The sequence below is a fragment of the Actinomycetota bacterium genome (assembly GCA_016700055.1).
Lineage (GTDB): Bacteria > Actinomycetota > Acidimicrobiia > Acidimicrobiales > Ilumatobacteraceae > Kalu-18.
Genome location: CP064997.1, coordinates 1,819,955 through 1,836,505, shown reverse-complemented (window position 1 = coordinate 1,836,505; position 16,551 = coordinate 1,819,955). Strand labels below are relative to the sequence as shown.

Sequence of the window (16,551 nt, the reverse complement as noted above, 5' to 3'; positions counted from 1 at the left end):
TCAGGCCTTCCTCACGAGGGGACGACCGTACGTGGACTGCTCGATCGCGGCCGGGGCCGCAGCCGCCGCCCCACGCTTTTGCCACCAGCTCCAGATCCAGATCTGCAGGCCGAGGAAGAACCCGTAGATGACGGTGACGAGCACGTCGCCCACCTGCAGGTAGCTGATGTCGAACGGGAAGTTGCCGCCCTTGGCCTGCGACTTGAAGATGTCTCCGGGGCCGAAGAGCATCTTGTCGCTCTGCCAACCGAGCTCGTTCTGCACATGGGTCAGCCACTGGTGGGGGACCACCCCGTACGCGAGGAACATCACGAAGAACGCGTAGACGGCTCCCGCCATCGCCTCACCCCAGGTGATCGGCGCGCCTGGGCGGCGCCTTCGCCCGTACGGGATCGCGAGCGAGGTGAGGAGGAGGGCGAGCAGGAGGGAGAACAGGAACGCCTGGTTCATCCCTGGCCACTTGAGGATGTCGATTGCCAGCATCGTCGCCGGAGGGCCTTTCCTCGTGAAACTGCTCACGAACTGTAGTCGCCTGTGTCGCTTCGCGGCCCAACCAGTCCGTTGGCAGACACGGTGTGCATCGGGTCTATCATGCGCGGCCCGCGAGAGCATTCCGGTTGTGCGTTCGTGCACGTGACCAGGCGGCGTTGGGACGCCAACCGCTCTCCGCTCTAAGGTGGCGCTCGTGTCGGGCCTGTCGGTTCGACCGCGCGAAGGCCTGGAAAGGACGCGTTCGTGACCGAGATCCCCGAGCATCTCCTGAAGCGCTCGCGAGAGCGGCGTTCGGCGACGGGTGGCGCCCCGGACGAAGGCGGAGACGCCGGCTCGTCGGCACCCGCGGCGTCCGCTTCGGCCCCGGCGGTCACCACCTCTGCGGCTCCGGCAGTACCGGCGCCCACCGCACCCCCGGCACCAGCGCCGCCGAAGCCCGATCCTGCGCACATCGCCGCCGCGAAGGCGCGCCCGCGCATCCCGTACTGGGCGATGGGAACCCTCGCCCTCCTGCCCGTCTTCCTCTTCATGTACGTCCGCGGCCTGACACCACAGGAAGCCGAACCCGCCGGCCCGATCGCGATCGGCGTCGAGACCTACGGCTCGTGTTCGAGCTGCCACGGCGCCGACGGCCAAGGCGGTGCAGGGCGGCCGTTCGTCAACGGCGAGGTGCTGTTGACGTTCCCCCACATCGAGGACCAGCTCAACTTCGTGTACGCCGGCACTGAGGGTTACGAGGCCGCCGGGATGACGACGTACGGCGATCCCGAGCGTGAGGGCGGAGCACGTGTGCCGCGCTCGTTCAACGGCGCCCCGATGCCGTCACAGGGGGCCAACTTCGGTGGTGCGCTGACCGAGGCCGAGATCCTCGGCGTGGTCTGCCACATCCGCTACGACCTCGCGGGCGCCGATTCGGGTGGCGACTTCGCGAGCGAGTTCGAGGAATGGTGCTCGCCGGAGTCCGAGGTCTTCGCCGGCCTGAACGACGGCTCGCTCACGTTCGACTCCATCGAAGGCCTCGGCACCGAGCCTCGCCCCGGCACTCCCGCCGGGGAGCCCGTCGGCGAGTAGTGAGCTGGCGCGAAGCCACGAACACGACGTCCTGATCGTCGGGGCCGGCCCGGCAGGGGCCGCCGCGGGTCACTGGCTCGCCGGCCACGGCCACGACGTGGTGATCGTCGAGAAGTGCTCGTTCCCGCGGGAGAAGACGTGCGGCGACGCGCTGACTCCGCGTGCCGTGACCCAGCTCGAGGCGATGGGCTTGTCGGGCGCACTCGCTCAGTTCCACCGCTGCGTCGGCCTGAGGCTCGTCGCGCACGACCGCGCGATCGAGATCCCCTGGCCGAGCCACCCGGTGCACCCCTCGCACTCGTACGTCGTGCGCCGGAGCACACTCGACTCGCTCGTCGCCGCGAGCGCCGTTGGAGAAGGGGCGGCGCTGTTGCACCGCCACGAGGCCACCGCTCCCCTGCTCGATCGCGGGTTCGTCCGAGGCGCGGTGGTACAGGCCGACGGCCACGACGATCCGCTGGAGCTGCGGGCCCGATACGTGCTCGTCGCCGACGGCGCGAACAGCCGGTTCGGGCGCGAGCTCGGGACGTTCCGCGCCAGGGAGTGGCCGTACGGCACCGCGATCCGGGCCTACTGGGAGACGCCGCGCAGCGACGAGACCCGCATCGAGTCCGTGCTCGACCTCGTCGACCGCAACGGCACCTCCGTCCCCGGCTACGGCTGGGTGTTCCCCGTCGGCGACGGCACGGTGAACGTCGGCGTCGGCCTGCTGTCCACCTTCCGCGACTGGAAGAGCGTCAACACCACCCATCTGCTCGACGCGTTCGCCCGTTCGATCGCCGATCGGTGGCAGATCGACCCCGATCGCCCGATCGAGCGCGCGGTGTCGGGGAGGGTGCCGATGGGCGGTTCCGTCGACCCGAAGGCCGGGCCCACGTATCTCGTCGCCGGTGACGCCGCCGGCAGCGTCAACCCGTTCAACGGCGACGGCATCGACTACGCCCTGGAGACCGGGCGCATGGCCGCCGAGGTGCTCCACGAGGCGCTGACCACGAACGATCCCTCCGTGCTGCAGCGCTATCCGGCGATGCTCGACGCCGAGTACGGCCAGTACTTCGCCGTCGCCCGGCTGTTCACGCGCATCATCGGCAGGCCGATCGCGATGCGTGAGCTGTCACGCGTCGCGATGCACAGCCGCCCACTGACCGAGTGGATGGTGCGGATCATGGCCAACCTGATGCGCCCCGGCGAGCGCGGCCCGGCCGAGATGGCGTACCGCACTGCGGCGGCGATCGCTCGCCTCGCTCCACGCGACTAGGCCACCCCGCAGCGCACGGCGGAGACCTCGCCCTCGTCGAGGTCGAAGACCGTCACGTGATCCCTGCCGAAGCGCTCGACGAAGTCGCCGAGCGATGTCGTCTCCTCGTCGCAGCGGCGGGAGACGACCGCGAGCAGCGGTACCTCCCACCCGTTGTCGAGGCGAGCCCAGGTGACACCGTCGAGCAGTTCGACGATCGGGGGCAGTGGGTATTCGGCCCCCGAGGCGGCGGAGGCGGGAAGCAGGCTGAACCACACCACCGCGTCGCCGAGCAGGTCGGCCGCGAACACGCAGCCGCCGAGCTCGGCGATCGCCTCACACGTCGTCTCTCCCGGCACGCCGTCGACCAGGCGCAGCTCGCGTCCACCGAGCAGGACGACGGTCGCCGTGCCCTGCACGCGACCGCCATCGATCGCGAAGCCTTCGTCGGGGATCACTCCCGCGGCCAGCGCGATCACGTCCATCCGCCGCGTAGGTGGAGAATCGTCGACGACGAGCTGCTCGCTCGGTCTGACGAGGGCGAAGAGTGCGAGAGCGAGCCCGGCGAGCGCGCCGAGTGCTGCCCAGAACCGGACGGTGAAGAACTGGCGCATCCGTCACGAGGTTGCGGTCGCGACGAGCGCGGCGCGGTGGGCTCGTTCGGCGATGTCGGCCAGGACGGCGTCGTCGTGACCGAGGCCGACGAACAACGCCTCGTACGCTCCGGGGGCGATCGCCACCGCCTCGGCCAACAGCGCGTGGAACAGGCGCGCGAACATCGCCTCGTCGGTGCGCTTGGCCCCAGCGAAGTCGACGGGGAGCTCGGGAGACAGATGGATGCCGACGAGCGTCCCGACCACGGGGAACTGAGCGTCGATGCCGCCGGCCGCGCAGGCGTCGCGCAACAACGCCGCGAGGTGGCGCGCCCTGGCCGCTAGCTCGATGTACACGTCGCCGGTGAGCTCGCCGAGCACGGCGAGACCGGCGGCGGTGGCGAGCGGGTTGCCCGCAAGGGTCCCGGCGTGGAACACCGGCCCGAGCGGCGACAGCTGCTCCATCACGTCGGCACGCCCGCCGACCGCTCCGATCGGCAGCCCGCCGCCGATCACCTTCGCGAAGCAGGTGAGGTCGGGACGGACGTCGTACTTCGCCTGCGCGCCCCCCGGGCCGAGGCGAAAGCCGGTGATCACCTCGTCGAACACCAGCAGGGCGCCGACGCGGTCGCACTCGGCCCGCAGGCCTTCGAGGAAGCCCGCCACCGGCGCCACCACGCCCATGTTCGCGGCAACCGGCTCGACGATCACCGCGGCCACCTGGTCGTCGAGCACCGGAACCTGGTTGTAGGGGGCGACGACGGTGTTCGCCACAGCTTCTTGCGGCACACCGGCCGTCCCCGGCAGGCCGAGCGTCGCCACGCCGCTGCCGCCGGCCGCGAGAAGGGCGTCGGTGGCACCGTGGAAGTTGCCGTGGAAGGTGACGATGCGGGAGCGGCCGGTGGCTCCGCGGGCCAGGCGCACCGCGGTCGATGTCGCCTCGGTGCCGGAGTTCATGAGACGCACGCGCTCACACGACGGCACCCGCTCGGTGATCGCCTCGGCGAGCTTCATCTCTCGCGGTGTCGGCGCGCCGAAGGAGGTCCCGTCGCCGGCGGCGGCCCGCACGGCGGCGGTGACCGCCGGATGGGCGTGGCCGAGGATGACCGCGCCGTAGCTCTGCACCAGGTCGACGTAGCGGCGGCCCTCGACGTCGACGACGTAGGGCCCCTCACCGCGGGCGACGACGTACGGCGTGCCGCCGACGGCTCGAAACGCCCGGATCGACGAGTTCACCCCGCCGGGGATCGCCCGCCGCGATCGTTCGAACATCTCCGTGTTCGACCGGACCCCGGCCCCCTGGCAGAGCACGGGATCGCAGCCCGCGTCGGGACAGCGCGGATCGCAGTAGGGGATCAGGCCCTGCGGCGACGTCACAGCCGAGCCTCACGCTCGGCGAACCAGCGGGCGAAGTAGGTGAGCACGATGTCGGCGCCGGCACGCTTGATCGCCGTGAGGTGCTCCAAGGCGACGGCGTCGTGGTCGATCCAGCCGTTCGCCGCCGCCGCCTTGACCATCGAGTACTCCCCGCTCACGTGGTACGCGGCGACAGGTACGTCGACGCGTTCGCGCACGGCGCGGATCACGTCGAGATAGGCGAGCGCAGGCTTCACCATCACCATGTCCGCTCCCTGTTCCACGTCGGCCAACACCTCGAGCACGGCCTCGCGGGCGTTGCGCCAGTCCTGCTGGTAGCCCTTACGGTCGCCACCGCCGGTGATCTCGACCTCGACCGCGTCGCGGAACGGCCCGTACAGACCCGACGCGTACTTCGCGGAGTAGGCGAGGATCGCGACGTCGGCGTGCGAAGCGCCGTCCAGCGCGGCCCGTATGGCCCCGACCTGGCCGTCCATCATCCCCGACGGCGCGACCACGTGGGCCCCCGCATCTGCCTGGGCGAGCGCCGCTCGGCAGTACACGTCGAGCGTGGCGTCGTTGTCGACCGAGCCGCGGGCGTCGAGCACGCCGCAATGACCGTGGCTCGTGTACTCGTCGACGCACAGGTCGGCGATCAGCACCATGTCGTCGCCGAGATCGCCCCGCAGGTCTGCCAGCGCCAACTGCACGATCCCGTCCGGGTCGAAGGCACCGGACCCGACGTCGTCCTTCGACTTCGGAACTCCGAACAAGATCACCGCCCGCACCCCGAGCCCGGCCAGCTCTGCCACCTCGCGGCGCAGGCTCGCGCGCGTGTGCTGCACGACGCCTGGCAGGGCTGAGATCGGGCGCGCTTCGTCGAGGTCTTCGCGCACGAACAGGGGGGCGACGAGGTCGTCGACGCTCACCCGAGTCTCGGCGACCAGCTCGCGCAGCGCAGCAGTGGTGCGCAATCGGCGCGGGCGGGCCGTGGGGAAGGGAGCGACCATCGTCACGATCCTACGGTCGAGGGGTGGTCGCAGTGACCACGGTCCGGCCGTGCCCGCCGCTAGCGTTGCCCTCTGATGCCGGTCTACGCGGAGCTGTCGGCCAACGAGATCGTGGTCGCACCCGGCGGCGAGGAGCACCTCGTGCTCACCGTGCGCAACCTCGGTGACACGACCGAGTCGTTCGTCGTCGTGCCCCTCGGGTTGTGCTCGGGCTGGACGTTGATCGATCCACCGAACGTCGTGCTATTCGCGGGCGAAGAGCAGGGGCTGCGGATCACGCTTCGCCCGCCGCGTTCCGCGAACGTCACCGCCGGCGTCACCGGACTCACCGTCCGGGTCGTGCCGTACTCCACTCCGGACGAGACGGCCACGGTCGAAGCTGCGGTGCGCGTGCTCGCGTTCCACGAGCGGCGCCTCAGCGTGCTGCAACCGGTGCTCCGCTCCAGACGGGCGGCGGTGTTCGACGTGGTCGTCGAGAACCTGGGCAACGAGCAGGCCACCTGCCGCCTGCATCTCGACGACGAGAGCCGGCGCGTCAGCGGGCGCTTCGAGCCGCCGTCGGTCGGGATCGAGCCGGGCATGAACTCCTCGGCCCAGGTGCGCGTGCGAACCCGGCGGCGACGGTGGCGAGGCGGCACCGCGACGCTGCCGTTCAGGGTCGAGGCCACCCAGGAGGGCAAGCCGAGCGCCATGGCACCGGCGACGTTGCTGCAGACGCCGCTGCTGACGCCGCAACTCGGTGCGCGACTGCTCGGCGCGGCGCTCGCGCTCGGCGCACTCGCCGCCGCCTGGTTCGGGCTCGTCCGCCCCGCGATGGAAGACGCCGCCGAGCGCGCCGTCGACGACCGCATCGACGAGATCGTCGACGTGACGCTCCCCACACCCGGGCCGGACGAGACGATCGTCAGCCTTCCCGACGACGGGTCCGCGCCGCCGACCAGCCCCCCCGAGACGGGCGCCCCCGTGTCGTTCCGCCTGGCGCCGACGACCGCGCTGGGAGAGACCGCGACGCAGGAGTACGTGGTGCCCGCCGGCAACCAGTTGGAGATCACCGACATCGTGCTCCAGAACCCCGAGGGAGACCAGGGCGCGGTGACGCTCAGCCGCAACGGCGAGGTGCTGCTGGCGTGGAACCTGATCAACGTGCTCGGTGACGACGTGAAGCAGTTCATCACCCCGATCGCAGCCGCTCCGGGCGACTCGGTGGTGCTCACCGTGACTTGTTCGGCGGTGGGCAATCCGACGCTCGCGGCGTGCACGCCGAGCGCGTCGTTCGCGGGCCGACTAGCCACCCCGTGAGCCGCCGCGGCCTGGCCCGCGAGGCGTTACCTCAGCGGCCGGGGTAGAGAGGCAGCGCCGGCGACACGGCGCCGCGCGGCAGCACCAGCACCGGGGCCGTCGCCGGTGTCACGTCACCGGTCGGGTCCGAGGCCACGAGCACGCGTGCGCCGACGCGTTCGTTCACCGGCAACCTGATCTGCGCGACGAACGCGCCGACGGAGTCGGTGGCCACGACGAGGCCTCGCCCGGAGCCGTCCGCGAAGGAGAGAACGACCGTGCTGTCGGGGGCGAACCCGGCGCCGACGACGTCGAAGGCCTGCCCGACACGGGCCACGGGCTCGGCCATCATCATGCCCGTCAGGTGACCTTCGCCGGCGACGATCGCGCTGGTGCGGCTGCCCTCGAGGGTCGTCACCGTGACGAGTGCCGTACGGGGCCCGGCCGCAGTCGGGCTGAACAGCACATCGATCTCGCATGCCGCGCCGAGAGGAAGCGCACGCGCGGTGCAGGTGTCCGACACGAGCCGGAAGTCACCGGGGTTCAACCCCGACAGGGCCACGGTGGCGACGATCGTGTCGAAGAAACCGCTGTTGGTGACCGTCACCTTCGTCGGGCTCGACGCCGACCCGACGTCTAGGGTGCCGAGGTCGGCGCCGGCGGGGTCCGCCGACAGCATCGGCTCGCCGCCGGACGCGACGACCGAGGTGGTGATCGCCGCGGATCCGAAGCCCTGCTCCGCGACCGTGATGCTGGCCGACGCCGGCCCGGGTGTGCGGGGGTAGAAGACGACGTTCACCGAGCACGACTCGCCGGGGGCGACGACGGTGTTCGGAGCACAGGTACCGCCCGTGATCATGAACGCCGGGCTTGACGACACGACAGTGGCGGGTACGAACGGGGTGAGGCCGCGGTTCGCGACCGACACGTACCACTCGGTGGAGGGCCAGTTGACGGGCACCGAGCCGATGTCGAGCGACGGCATGGAGAGCTCGACGGGCAAGGACGCCGACAGCACCTCGGAGGTGGAGCCCGCCGGTGCGCCCGGCGCCAGCTCGGTCGGGCTCGCCGACTCGAAGGTGACCACCCGGCCGTTCTCCGAGACGACAGGCGCGGAGTGGGCACCGACAGCGGGGCTCGCGCCGTCCGGGCGCACGCTCAGGCGACGCACGGCACGTGTCTGGAGGTCGGCGAACAACAGGTCACCGGTGGAGGCGTCACTGGAGAACGTCGTCGACGTGGACACCAGGTTGCGGGCCCGAGTGACGAAGGCCACCCCCGTGCTGAGCCCGGTGACCGCCGGTTGGCCGGAAGCCGCATCTCCGGCGACCAGCGGCGCGTCGCTCGATTCTGCCGGCGCGGCGGAGACGAGCTGGAACCCGTCGGGTGAGGCCGCGCCGTCTGCGTCGATCTCGTAGATCGCGGCGAACACCTGGGTGGCGCGGCAGGCCTGCTGGGAGCACGCCGGGTAGCGGGCGGCGACGAGCAGGGTCGACGTGCTGGCGAACGCGATCACGCTGCCGTCGTCGGAGACCGAGGGCTGCCCGGCGGTGCCCGTCGGCGAGGCGCCGGGCAGCGCCGAGACGATCGAGGTCGCGTCGAGGACGCGGTCCCAGACGAAGACCTGGGTGGCCGGTGCCCGACCACCGACCGACTCGGCCCACGCCGGCGCCGGCTCGGCCGCCGTGGCGTCGGAGGTGAACGCGACGAAGCGCCCGTTGCCGGAAACGGCGGGTTCGCCCTGGCCGAGGTAGCGCGACCCAGCGGTCGGCCGCTCGGTCGGCAACCCCGGCACCTGGCGGATGCGACCGAGATCTCCGGAAGGCACGGTGAGGTCGACCACCGATATTGCGGTGGGCCACGGCGACGGGTCGTAGGGATCGGCCGCCGCGCTGAACGCGACGACGGTGCCGTTCGACGACACGGACACGCCCGCCGCCGGGTCGACGCGGTTCAGGGCGTCTCCGGTGAGCGAGGTGGAGACGAGCTGCCACTCCTCGCGGCCTCCGCAGGCGACGAGCTCGATCTGGTAGACGTCCCAACGCTGGCCGGTGTCGTCGTCGCGGAACAGGTCGAACGCCATCTCGGTGACGACGGTCACCGTGCAGCCGTCGGAGCTGATCGTCGGCGCGCGGCTCTCGCCCGGGCGGATCCCCTCGGACGCCACGGTGAGCTCACGCAGGGCGCTCGCCGCTCGGTCTCTCAGATAGACGGTGCTGGCGGCGTCGGACCCAGCCGGTGCACTGCTGAACACGACGGACCGACCGTCGCCCGAGACGGACGGCTCATCGCCCCCGATGGCGGTGGAGGCCGTCGCGCCGCGAGCGGAGTCGACGGTGATCCCGGTGATCGCGGTGCGGGCCGCCGATGCGGGGAGCTGGGCCTCGACGGTGGCGACGGCCACGGCCCCGATGCCGACCGCGACGATCAGGGCTCCTCTCAGGAGCCGGCTGGTGGAACACGCGTGCCCTGTATGACCCGTCATCCGTGAGAGATCCCTGATTTGCCCAACCCGACCCTACCGGGCAGATCGCAACGCGCCGAGAAGTGCCGCCACGAGTCCCGCGACGGAGTGATCGGCCGCGACGGCGCTCACCTTGAGGCCGACCTCAGTGGCAACGGCCGCAGTCGCCGGGCCGAGCGCCACGACCACAGGCGGCGTCGCCGTGCCGAGCGACCTCGCCCATGCCCGCGCCGCGGATCCCGACATGAACAACACGGCGTCTGCCGCGAGCGCCCGTCCGGCAGCCGCCGCGCCGGGATCGACCGGGCGAGTGCGGTACGCGGCCACCGCATCGACCGTGTAGCCGCGGTCGCGCAGCCCGTCGGCGAGCACCGCGCGGGCGCCTTCCGCCTGGGCGAGCAGAACCCGACCTGGGCCGGCGGGCATCGCGTCGAGCAGGCCCTCCGCGATCTGACGCGCCGGCACGAGATCGACCGGCCTGCCGAGGGCGGCTGCGGTGGCAGCACCGACGGCGGCCACCCGAGGTCGCCCAGGAGGCGCCCCGGCGAGCGCGCCGGACACGCGCGTGGCGCCGTTGGGCGAGGTGACGACGACCCAGTCGTAGCGCGACACGTCTGCCAGAGCTGCGCTCAGCGCGGCGCCGCCGTCGGCCGGCTCGACGATCTCGATCAGGGCCAGCGTGAGGACGTCGGCACCAGCTTGCTCCAGCCGCTCGACCAGCGCAGTCGCCTGGGCGGCGGCGCGGGTGACGACCACCCGGGCACCGCGCAGCGGTTCGTCGCTCACCCCGCGGGGCCGTTCCCGACGGCCTGCTGATCGGCGCGGGCGGCGAGGCGCACCGCGTCGAGCCCGCCCGGCAGGGCCTCGGCGCGCCTGGTCCAGCCCTGCGGACCGGCCAGGAACCGCCACCAGCGCTCGCCGGCGACATGGGCTCCGACGGGCAGCGTGCAGCCCGAGCCGAGCTCGGCGAGGTAGGCCCGCTCCAGTTCGACCTCACGGCGCGCCACCGGGTCGTCGACGCGGGCGACGAGCTCGGCGGTGTCGAAGTCGTCCGTACGGCACTCCACCGCGACGCAACCCTGGCCGACGGCGGGCACCATCTCGTCCACCGCCAGCACCTGGGCCAGCCGGTCCGTCATCCCGAGGATCTCGAGCGCCGCGACTGCGATCAGTATCGAGCCGCCGTCGGGGACGCTCGACAGCCTGGTGGCGATGTTGCCGCGCAGCTCCACGAAGCTCAGGTCGGGCCGGGTGAGCGCGAGCTGGGCGCGGCGACGCACCGAACCCGTCGCCACCGTGGCCCCGTGGTCGAGGTCGTCGAGCGCGCGACCGACCAGGGCGTCACGCGGGTCGCGCCTCGCGCAGAACGCGGCCAGCTCCAAACCTTGCGCCGGCGTCGACGGCAGGTCCTTAGCACTGTGCACGGCGACATCGGCGCGTCCGTCGAGCACCGCGAGCTGGACTTCTTTCACGAACACCCCTTGCCCGCCGATCGAGTGCAAAGGGACATCCGTGCGCACGTCGCCGGTGGTGGTGACGAACACGAGCTCGGTGGCCACCCCGCTCCGGCGAAGCTGGCGCGCCACGTGCTCGGCCTGGGTGCGGGCCTGGTTGCTGCCTCGCGTCGCGATCCGCAGCGTGCGCACTGTGGCTCAGAGCAGGTCGAACAGGTCGCGCAGCGCCGCGGCGTTGCGCTCGCCGCGCGGTGTCCCCGCGTCGTCCTTCAACCGCACCGAGGCATCGTGCAACAGCTTGGCGACGATGCCCTTCGTCAGGGCCTCGACGGCCGCGGCCTGCGCCGGGTCGAGGTGCTCGAGCCGGCGGGCGAAGCGGTCGATCTCGGCCCGGCGGACCGCGTCGGCCCGTTCGTGCATCTGGGCGACCAGCGGCGCCGCCTGACGAGCGGTGGCCTCGGTGAGGAACCGCTCGAGCTCTTCGGCGACGATCTCGCGCACGGCCGCGGCCTCACCGGCACGCTGGTCGCGCCCACGCGCCGCCCAGTCGCGCAGGTTGTCGAGGTCGAGCAGGGTCACCCCGTCGAGGGCGGCCACCGAGCCGTCGACGTCGCGCGGCACGGCGATGTCGACGATCAGCAACGGCCGCTCGCGACGACCGAGCAGAGCCCGTTCGACGGCTTCGTGGTCGATCAAGGTCGTCCCCGACCCGGTGCAGGTGAGCACCATGTCGGCCTCGGCGAGGGCCGCGTCGAGCGCGGACAGCGGCACGACGTCGCCCTCCACCCGGCGCGCCAGCGAGCGCGCTCTGTCGATGGTGCGGTTGGTGACGGTGACCTTGGCCGCGCCCGAAGAGGCGAGCGCCACCGCGATCCCCTCACCCATCTCTCCGGCGCCGACGACGAGCACGTTGCGGCCGTCGAGGGTGCCGAGGCGCTCTTGCGCCATCTCCACCGCGGCATGGCTGACGCTCGTCGTGTGGCGGCTGATGTCGGTCTCGGTGCGCGCCCGCTTGCCGGTCTCGAGCGCATGGCGGAAGAGCAGGTTGAGGGTGCTGCGCGCGCCTCCCTCGTGCTGTGCCCGTTCCCAGGCGGTGCGCACCTGGCCGAGGATCTCGGTCTCGCCGAGCACGGCCGAGTCGAGTCCGGCGGCGACCTCGAACAGGTGGCTGACCGCGGCGTCATCGTGCTGGCTGTAGAGGTGCGCGGCGAGCTGGTCGGGGGTGAGCCCGCCGAGCTCGCAGAAGAAGTCGCGGATGTCGCCGAAGGCCGCGTGGAAGCGCTCGGTGACCGCGTACACCTCGGTGCGGTTGCACGTGGAGAGCACCACGGCCTCGCGCACGTCTGGTCGGGAGATGAGCGAGTGGATCGCCTTGGGCAGTGATTGGTCGGCGAGGGACACCCGCTCGAGCAGCGAGAGCGGCCCGGTGCGATGGTTCACGCCGATGACGACGATGCTCACGGTGCCACCCTACGCGCTCGCGCTCCGCGACCGGCCAGCCGCACCCACTGCGCCGAGGCCGTCGCTGCGGCGCTGTTCGTAGTAGCTGAGGATCTGCAGCTCGACGGCGAGGTCGACCTTGCGCACGTCGACGCCGAGCGGCACGGAGAGCACGACCGGGGCGAAGTTCAGGATGCTGGTCACTCCGGCGGTGACGAGACGGTCGGCCGCGCCCTGGGCGTCGCCCGGGGGCGTGGCGACGACACCGATCGACACCTTGTGACCCTGGACGACCTCGGCGAGCTCCTGCAGATGGCGCACGCGCACGCTGCCGACGACGAGGCCCACCTTGGCCGGATCGACGTCGACGATGCCGACCACGGGGAACCCCCGCTGCGTGAACCCGTCGTAGCCCGCGAGCGCCTGGCCGAGATGGCCGGCACCGACGATCACGACGGGCCAGTCATGGGTCAGCCCGAGCTCGCGGCGCACCTGGTAGACGAGGTAAGCCACCTCGTAGCCGACGCCACGGGTGCCGTAGCTGCCGAGGTAGCTCAGGTCCTTGCGCACCTTGGCGGCGTTGACGCCGGCGAGCTCGGCCAGACGTTCCGACGACACGTGCTCCACGTCGTCGCCGGCGAGATCGCCGAGGATGCGCAGGTATTCCGGCAGGCGGGCGACCGTGGCCTCGGGGATGCGGCGTCGAGAGCGCTCCGGCATGGCGGGTACCACGCTACGCGCTCGTGCATGGATTCACGAAGTCACCTCCGGCGGCCGTCCCTCTAGCCTCGGCGACCGTGACGACGGACGCCGCCCTCGCTGCCGCGGCCACCCTCGTCGCGGTGGCGTTCGGGTTGAGCACCCTTGACCGCTGGCTGAGGGGCGGTCGCGCGCACGAGCTGGCCTGGACGGTCTCGCTCGCCCTCTTCGCGCTCGGCGCCGGGGCGCTGTGGTGGGGGGCGGCGCGGGGCTGGAGCGCAGCCAGCTTTCGCGTCTTCTACCTGGCCGGCGCGGTGCTGAACGTGCCTTGGCTCGCTCTCGGCACCGTCTACCTGCTCGCCGGGGTGCACACCGGTGACCGCGTCCGCACCTGGCTGATCGGCCTCTCCGGAGCCGCCGCGGGTGTGGTGCTCGTCGCCCCGCTGCGGGCCGCGGTATCCCCCGACGCGCTGCCGAAGGGCAGTGAGGTGTTCGGGCCCGCACCGCGGTTGTTCGCCGCGGTCGGCTCGGGCGCCGCGGCGGTCGTGATCATCGCGGGGGCGGTGTGGTCGGCGGCGAGGGTGCTGCGCGGTCGATCTCCCGCACTGAAGGGAGCGGCGTCACGTCAGGTCGGCGCGCCTCGCCGACTGGCGCTCGGCAACGTCGCGATCGCCGCCGGCACGATCGTGCTGTCCGCGAGCGGCAGCTTGGCGGGCCGGTTGGGCGAGACCCGCGCGTTCGCCGTCACCCTCCTCGTCGGCGTCGTGTTGCTCTTCGCCGGTTTCCTCGTGGCGTCGAGTCGGACGCCGACGGCTCAGACGAGCTCTCTGCGCAACAGCTTGCCCGCGACGCTGCGCGGCAGCACGTCGACCGGCAGCACCTTGGAAGGGCACTTGTAGCGAGCCAGGTGCTCGTGGCAGTAGTCGACGAGGGTGTCCTCGTCGACCTCGGTGCCCGGTCGGGCCACGACGTAGGCCTTCACTGCTTCGCCCGTGTGCGGGTGGGCGACGCCGACCACCGCGGCCTCGGCCACCGCCGGATGACTGCGCAGCACGTGCTCCACCTCGGCGGGGAACACGTTGAAGCCGGACACGATGATCAGGTCTTTGATCCTGTCGACCAGGTACACGTAGCCGTCGCTGTCGGTGACGGCCACGTCGCCGGTGCGCAGCCAGCCGTCAGGGGTGAGCACCTTGGCCGTCGCCTCGGGGTCGTTCCAGTAGCCGAGGAACACGTTCGGCCCCCGCACCCACACCTCGCCGGCGTCACCCTCGAGCGCGTCGGCACCGGACTCGTCGACGAGGCGGATCTCGATGCCGTGGAGCACTCGCCCGACCGAGCCGAAGCGATGGGAGACCCCGACCGACGAGGTGACGACGGGCGACGCCTCGGTCAGCCCATAGCCCTCGCGCAGGGTCACCCCCAGGCGATCGCGCAGGTCACGCATCGCGTCCTCGGGCATCCTGGCGGCGCCGGTCAGCGCCAGGCGCACGGAGGCCAGATCGTCGCGGCCGACGCCTTCGAGTTGCGCGAGAGCGGTCCACATCGGAGGTGCGCCGGGGACCACGGTGATGCCGCGCTCGCGGATCGACTCGACCATCGTCGAAGGGTCGAAACGCTGGACGAGCACCACGGTGCCCCCCGCGGCAAGCGTGGCGTTGAGGACCACGTTCAAGCCCATGATGTGGTACACGGGCAGCAACCCGTAGACGATGTCGTCGGCGTTCAGCCGCCCCGGCGAGCTGAGCGACTGGTCGATGTTCGAGCGCAGGTTGCCGTGGCTGAGCATCGCCGCCCTCGGCGACCCCGCGGTGCCGCTCGTGAAGATCAGCACGCCGAGGTGGTCCGGGTCGACGTCGACGAGAGGCATCGGCTCGTGGCCGGCGAGCACGTCGAGGGAGGTGTCGGCGCTCATCGACTGCGACGAATCGGCGGCGATCACGAAGCGGACCGTGGGCACGCGGGCGCGATCGACATCGTCCCAGGCAGGCTGGGCCGAAGGTTCGACGACCACCGCCACCGCGCCGACAACGGCGATCTCACCCTCGAGCTCAGGTGCGGGGCTGGACGGGTTGAGCGGCACCGCCACTGCCCCGATGCCGATCGTGGCGAGGTACGCATCGACGAACCAGCGCGCGTTGCCGCACAGCAGCGCCACGCGGTCACCGGCCTCGATGCCGAGCGCGAGGAGCCCACCGCGCAGCGACGCGACCTGGTCGCGCAGCTCTCCGTACGTGGTCGGCTGGCGGCGGCTGATCAGGGCCACGCGCTGGGCATCGTGCCCCTCGATGATCTCCGCCAGGTTCATCAGTCGCCCCCTAGAACCACCCGAGGGGCCTCTCGTCGTCGAGTGACCACCTGGGTGCCAGATGGTAGTACGCCGACGGGCGTGATCGTCAGTAGTGGATCGTCAGTAGTGGATCGTCATTAGCCGGTCGTCGGTAGGCGGTCAGAGACGCAACAGCGAGATGATGCCGGCGGCGAGGATCGCGATCATCAGCAGGGCGAGCGTCAAGGAGATCGCGGGGCGCACGCCGGAGACGATACCGGCGCGGAGCGGCCCTGGCGAAGGTGCACGGCGGTCGTCGTCGCCCCGGTGGCATCGTCACGAGCCGGACCGACCACCACCTGGTCACCGATGCCGAGCGGCCCTTCTGCAGCGGCCGAGCCGCGGGAGGCGGCCACGGCGAGCATCCCGGCCGCGTCCGCGACCAGCGCGAGCGACCCGGCGGCGATGGCGTCGTAGCCCGCGACCACGAGCACGCTGCGGACGTTGCCGGCGAAGGAGATCTGGAGCCGATCCCCGACCAGTGTGCCGAACGCGTCACGCACGTCGTCGGGGGAGATGTTCAGCTCGCAGTTCCCGAACCGGTCGACGGACAGCACCTCGCCGACGAGCACTCGGCCCTCGGCGCCCGGTTCCTCGTGGGGCAGCGGCACCACGCCGGGCAGCAGGTCGGCGGGGTCGACGGTGGTCCCCAGGGTGTCGAGTGCGGCGCCGTTGCAGAGCTCGGCGGCGACGGGTGCGAGCACGTCACGCATCGCGAACGTGGTGGGCCCACCGCCCGGACCGCTGAGGTGGAACGACTGGTCGTCGAGCACCACGGCCCGCTCGCCGCCACCGACGACGGCCACGGCGGGCGCAAGCAGGCCGTTGTCCGGGCCGAGCAGAACGCCGCGCCCGCCCGCCACCTCGACCGCGACCATCCTCGACGAGCCGGCACCCGGGTCGACGGCCGCGATCACGACGCCGGCCGGCACGTACGGGATCGCCCGGGCGAGCGCGAGGGCGCCGGCACGCACGTCGAACGGTGCCACACCGTGGGTGAGGTCGATCACGCGCACACCCGGGGCGAGATCCTGCAGCACCGCGCGGACCACTCCCGCCGCCTCGTCGTCGGTGCCCAGATCGGAGAGCAAGGTCACCGTGTCGTAGCGCACGCCATGGCAGGCTAGG

At 71.8% G+C, this 16,551-nt stretch carries 15 protein-coding genes; 4 read left to right on the top strand and 11 right to left on the bottom strand.

Features of this window, described 5'->3' with window-relative positions; translation table 11 throughout:
* Entirely contained in the window at window positions 1-483 is a 483-nt protein-coding gene (locus IPM43_08975; GenBank protein ID QQS23589.1) for a hypothetical protein, read from the bottom strand.
* A gap of 252 nt (window positions 484-735) precedes the next feature.
* On the opposite strand from IPM43_08975, the gene IPM43_08970 reads away from it, so the two are divergent.
* Both IPM43_08970 and IPM43_08965 read left to right on the top strand, forming a co-directional pair.
* Window positions 736-1,563, top strand: coding sequence for a hypothetical protein (locus tag IPM43_08970; protein QQS23588.1), 828 nt, complete (start codon window positions 736-738; stop codon window positions 1,561-1,563).
* Between the two features lie 4 nt (window positions 1,564-1,567).
* On the top strand, window positions 1,568-2,821 hold the full coding sequence (locus tag IPM43_08965) for a geranylgeranyl reductase family protein (GenBank protein QQS26403.1): 1,254 nt from the start codon (window positions 1,568-1,570) through the stop codon (window positions 2,819-2,821).
* On the opposite strand, the gene IPM43_08960 is transcribed toward IPM43_08965, so the two are convergent.
* From IPM43_08960 to hemB, 3 genes are all read right to left on the bottom strand, one after another.
* Window positions 2,818-3,414, bottom strand: coding sequence for a hypothetical protein (locus IPM43_08960; GenBank protein QQS23587.1), 597 nt, complete (start codon window positions 3,412-3,414; stop codon window positions 2,818-2,820). The genes IPM43_08965 and IPM43_08960 overlap by 4 nt on opposite strands.
* 3 nt (window positions 3,415-3,417) lie before the next feature.
* Window positions 3,418-4,665 carry a glutamate-1-semialdehyde 2,1-aminomutase gene (locus IPM43_08955; GenBank protein QQS26402.1) on the bottom strand — a complete coding sequence of 416 codons (1,248 nt, stop codon included), beginning with the start codon at window positions 4,663-4,665 and terminating at the stop codon, window positions 3,418-3,420.
* 101 nt (window positions 4,666-4,766) lie between these two features.
* Window positions 4,767-5,759 carry a porphobilinogen synthase gene (gene hemB / locus IPM43_08950; GenBank protein ID QQS23586.1) on the bottom strand — a complete coding sequence of 331 codons (993 nt, stop codon included), beginning with the start codon at window positions 5,757-5,759 and terminating at the stop codon, window positions 4,767-4,769.
* A gap of 75 nt (window positions 5,760-5,834) precedes the next feature.
* Here hemB and IPM43_08945 point away from each other — a divergent pair, with 75 nt between their 5' ends.
* The gene (locus tag IPM43_08945) at window positions 5,835-7,058 is read left to right on the top strand and encodes a hypothetical protein (protein QQS23585.1); all 1,224 of its coding nucleotides are present in this window, start codon (window positions 5,835-5,837) and stop codon (window positions 7,056-7,058) included.
* Between the two features lie 31 nt (window positions 7,059-7,089).
* Here the strand turns inward: IPM43_08945 and IPM43_08940 are convergent, their stop codons facing one another.
* Genes IPM43_08940 through IPM43_08920 form a run of 5 tightly spaced genes read right to left on the bottom strand, consistent with a single transcriptional unit; the run spans window position 7,090 to window position 13,115 of the window.
* Complete coding sequence (locus IPM43_08940) at window positions 7,090-9,522, bottom strand: choice-of-anchor D domain-containing protein (protein QQS23584.1); 2,433 nt, start codon at window positions 9,520-9,522, stop codon at window positions 7,090-7,092.
* A 33-nt stretch (window positions 9,523-9,555) separates the two neighbouring features.
* Window positions 9,556-10,287 carry a uroporphyrinogen-III synthase gene (locus IPM43_08935; protein QQS23583.1) on the bottom strand — a complete coding sequence of 244 codons (732 nt, stop codon included), beginning with the start codon at window positions 10,285-10,287 and terminating at the stop codon, window positions 9,556-9,558.
* A complete protein-coding gene (gene hemC, locus IPM43_08930) occupies window positions 10,284-11,147 on the bottom strand; it encodes a hydroxymethylbilane synthase (protein QQS23582.1) in 864 nt (287 codons plus the stop codon). The genes IPM43_08935 and hemC overlap by 4 nt, the downstream gene beginning before the upstream one ends.
* A gap of 6 nt (window positions 11,148-11,153) precedes the next feature.
* The gene (locus IPM43_08925) at window positions 11,154-12,416 is read right to left on the bottom strand and encodes a glutamyl-tRNA reductase (GenBank protein ID QQS23581.1); all 1,263 of its coding nucleotides are present in this window, start codon (window positions 12,414-12,416) and stop codon (window positions 11,154-11,156) included.
* A gap of 9 nt (window positions 12,417-12,425) precedes the next feature.
* Window positions 12,426-13,115: a redox-sensing transcriptional repressor Rex gene (locus tag IPM43_08920; GenBank protein QQS23580.1), complete on the bottom strand. Its 690-nt coding sequence runs from the start codon at window positions 13,113-13,115 to the stop codon at window positions 12,426-12,428.
* Between the two features lie 77 nt (window positions 13,116-13,192).
* Here IPM43_08920 and IPM43_08915 point away from each other — a divergent pair, with 77 nt between their 5' ends.
* Window positions 13,193-13,993, top strand: coding sequence for a hypothetical protein (locus tag IPM43_08915; GenBank protein QQS23579.1), 801 nt, complete (start codon window positions 13,193-13,195; stop codon window positions 13,991-13,993).
* On the opposite strand, the gene IPM43_08910 is transcribed toward IPM43_08915, so the two are convergent.
* Together IPM43_08910 and IPM43_08905 are read right to left on the bottom strand one after the other, a co-directional pair.
* The gene (locus tag IPM43_08910) at window positions 13,909-15,402 is read right to left on the bottom strand and encodes an AMP-binding protein (GenBank protein QQS23578.1); all 1,494 of its coding nucleotides are present in this window, start codon (window positions 15,400-15,402) and stop codon (window positions 13,909-13,911) included. The two genes, IPM43_08915 and IPM43_08910, sit on opposite strands and share 85 nt — an antisense overlap.
* 203 nt (window positions 15,403-15,605) lie before the next feature.
* Window positions 15,606-16,535, bottom strand: a complete 930-nt coding sequence (locus IPM43_08905; protein QQS23577.1) for an SAM-dependent chlorinase/fluorinase — start codon at window positions 16,533-16,535, stop codon at window positions 15,606-15,608.
* Between the last annotated feature and the right edge of the window lie 16 nt (window positions 16,536-16,551).